General features: G+C 73.1%; 2 protein-coding genes. Both read left to right on the top strand.

Going from position 1 to position 3577, the window contains the following annotated elements; all coding sequences use genetic code 11:
• Window positions 1–2302 (top strand): non-ribosomal peptide synthetase (locus tag H0H10_RS09535; RefSeq protein WP_188180427.1); only part of this gene is annotated, 2302 nt, incomplete at its 5' end.
• The coding region (locus tag H0H10_RS09530) for a condensation domain-containing protein (RefSeq protein ID WP_223179633.1) at window positions 2299–3577 on the top strand (1279 nt) is incomplete at its 3' end. The genes H0H10_RS09535 and H0H10_RS09530, both read left to right, overlap by 4 nt.

Genomic DNA, 3577 nt, shown 5'->3' with positions numbered 1-3577 from the left:
GCACGCGCCGCTCGCGCTCGCCCAGGCGGCCAGCGGGGTGCCCGGCGGCAGCCCGCTGTTCACCTCGGTCTTCAACTACCGCCACAACCGGGCCGCGGCGCAGGTCGTCGGCCAGGCAGCGAGCCGGGCGGGAGGGACCGGAACGGTCACGGGGCTCGACGGGGTGAGCGCACTGCTGACCCGGGAACGCACCAACTACCCGGTGGCCGTCGCCGTCGACGACCTCGGGACCGGTTTCACCCTGACCGTCGACGCCGTGGCCCCGGTGGGCGCCGAGGCGGTGTGCACCCTGCTGCACACCTGCCTGGACCACCTGGTCGCCGCGCTGGAGGACGCCCCGCAGACCGCATGCGCGGAGGTGGACGTGCTGCCCGCGGCGGAGCTGCGCCGGGTGGTGCAGGATTGGAACGACACGGACGCCCCGCTCCCGCCACGGACGGCGGCCGAGCTCTTCGAGGCGCAGGTGGCGCGGACCCCCGACGCCACGGCCGTCGTCGCCGAGGGTACGGACCTGACGTACGCAGGGCTGGACGCCAGGGCCGGCCGTCTGGCGCACGTCCTGCGGGCACACGGCGTGGTCGCCGAGTCCGTGGTCGGGCTCTGCCTGACCGGGCGCGTCGAGATGATCACGGCGATGCTGGCGGTCTGGAAGGCCGGCGGGACCTGTTTGCCGCTGGACCCCGGACACCCCGCCGAGCGCCTGGGCTTCATGGTCGCGGACTCCGGGGCACGGCTCGTGGTCGGTACGGACGCCACCACGGCCGGCTTGTCCGGGACCGGCATACCCGTGCTGCGCCTGGACGCCACCGAGGTCGCCACCGCCATCCGTACGGCACCACAGACGCCGCCGGACGTGGAAACGGCGCATCAGCAGACGGCGTACGTGATCTACACCTCGGGGTCCACGGGCCGTCCGAAGGGCGTGGCCGTGCCGCACACCGGACTGGCGTCCCTCGTCGCCGCACAGACGGCACGGTTCGCCGTCGACGGAAGCAGCCGCATGCTGCAGTTCGCGTCGCCGAGCTTCGACGCGGCGGTCTCCGAGATACTGGTCGCCCTGTCCTCGGGCGCCCGCCTCGTCCTGCCACGGGTGGACGAACTGCTGCCCGGACCGGACCTGGCACACCTGGTCGCCCATCACGGAATCACCCACGCCACCCTGCCCCCGGCCGTGCTGGCGGTGCTGTCCCCGCAGGGCCTGGAGTCCGTGACGACCCTCGTGTCGGCCGGCGAACCGCTCACCGGTGAGCTGGTCACGCGGTGGGCGGCCGGCCGGCGGCTGATCAACGCCTACGGGCCGACCGAGGCCACCGTCTGCGCCACCATGTCCGGCCCCCTCTCACCCGGCGACGCGCCCCACATCGGCACCCCGATCAGCAACGTACGGGTCTACGTCCTCGACGAGCACCTGGCCCCCGTGCCGGCCGGAGTGGCGGGCGACCTGTACGTCGCGGGCGCCGGCCTGGCCCGCGGCTACGTGGGGCACGCCCAGCTGACCGGCGAGCGCTTCGTCGCCTGCCCGTTCGGCGGTTCGGGCGAGCGGATGTACCGGTCCGGCGACCGGGTCCGCTGGACGGCGGACGGGCGCCTCGTGTTCGTCGGCCGTGCCGACGACCAGGTCAAGATCCGCGGCTTCCGGATCGAGCCGGGGGAAGTGCAGGCAGTGCTGGCCGGGCACCCCGAGCTGGCCCAGGTGGCCGTGGTGGTGCGGGAGGGCGCCGACCCCGGCGACGCACGACTCGTCGCCTACGCCGTTCCCGCCCACGCCGAGACCGCTGACGTTCCTGGCCACGGCGGGACGGACGAGGTTCCCGGCCACGGCGGTACCGCCGACGTTCCGCGCTCTGAACTCGCCGACGCCGTCCGCGCGTACGCCGCCGACCGCCTCCCGCCCTACCTGGTGCCGTCGGCGGTGGTCGTCCTGGACGCGCTCCCCCTCACGGTCAACGGAAAACTCGACCGCGACGCCCTGCCCGCCCCGGACACCGCCCCCGCGGCGGGCCCTGGCCGGGAGCCCGCCACGGAACACGAACGGATCCTGTGCGAGGCGTTCGCCCACGTCCTCGGCCTGCCGTCGGTGTGGGCCGACGACGACTTCTTCGCACTCGGCGGCCACTCCCTGCTCGCCACCCGCCTCGTCAGCAGGGTGCGCACCGTCCTGGGCGTGGAACTGCCGATGCGGGCGGTTTTCCGGACCCCCACGCCCGCCGGGCTCGCCGACCGGCTCGCGATCCCGAGCGATCAGCCACGGAAGGCAAGGCCCGCCTTGCGGCCGATGCGCAAGCAGGAGGAGTCCCGATGATCCCGCTCTCGTTCGCCCAGCGCCGACTGTGGTTCCTGGCGAAGCTGGAGGGACCGAGCGCCCACTACAACACGCCCATGGTGCTGCGGCTGACCGGCACCCTGGACCGCCAGGCCCTCGCCTCGGCCCTGCGGGACGTCCTCGACCGGCACGAGGTGCTGCGCACCGTGTTCACCGCGGTCGACGGTGAACCTCACCAGCGGATCCTCCCCCTCGACGAGACCGGTTTCGCCCTCCACACCGCGGACACGACCCCGGACGAGCTGGCGGACGCCGTCGCGCAGGCGGTGGGGCACCGCTTCGACCTGGAGAACGAAATCCCCCTGCGAGCCCACCTGTTCACGTTGGCCCCAGCTGATCACGTCCTGACGGTGACCGTGCACCACATCGCCTGCGACGGCTGGTCGACCGGCCCTTTGGCCCGCGACCTGTCGACGGCCTACGCGGCACGCGCCCAGGGCCGGGAGCCGCAGTGGGAACCCCTCCCGGTCCAGTACGCGGACTATGCCCTGTGGCAGCGGGAGTTGCTCGGTGACGACGACGCCCCCGACAGCCTGCTCAGCGAGCAGATCACCCACTGGCGCACGACGCTTGCCGGAGCTCCCGAGGAAATCCCGCTTCCCGTCGACCACCCGCGTCCGGCCTCCCCGACCCATCGGGGCCATCGCACCCACCTCACGATTCCGACCGAACTGCACGCCCGCATCCGCACGTTGGCGCGTGCCGAGGGTGTGACCGTCTACATGGTGCTCCAGGCCGCCTTCGCCGCCCTGATGTCCCGCCTCGGCACCGGCACCGACATCCCCATCGGCACCACGGTGGCCGGCCGTACGGACGAGGCGCTGGACGACCTCGTCGGCTGCTTCGTGAACACCCTCGTCATCCGCACGGACGTCACGGGAGACCCCACCTTCCGCGAACTGCTCGCCCGTGTGGGCGAAGCCGGCCTCGATGCCCTGGCCCACCAGGACGTGCCGTTCGAGCGGCTGGTGGAGGAGCTGGCCCCGGCGCGCTCGCTGGCCCGGCACCCTCTGTTCCAGGTCATGCTCACCCTCCGCAACACCGCGTCGACCGACCTGACCCTCCCGGGTCTACAGGTTGAGGGCCTCTCCGTCGGGTCGGACACGGCCAAGTTCGACCTCGAGATCAACGTCGCCGAGACCCACGACGCGGACGGCACCCCGGCCGGGCTGCACGGCGTGCTGATCGGGTCGGCGGATCTGTTCGATGCGGGGTCGGTGGAGCGGTTCGCGGAGCGGTGGGTGCGGGTGCTGG

The sequence above is a fragment of the Streptomyces griseicoloratus genome (assembly GCF_014534645.1).
Classification (GTDB): domain Bacteria; phylum Actinomycetota; class Actinomycetes; order Streptomycetales; family Streptomycetaceae; genus Streptomyces; species Streptomyces griseicoloratus.
Note: the sequence above shows the minus strand (reverse complement) of the source record. Positions and strands in the feature narration are given on the sequence as shown.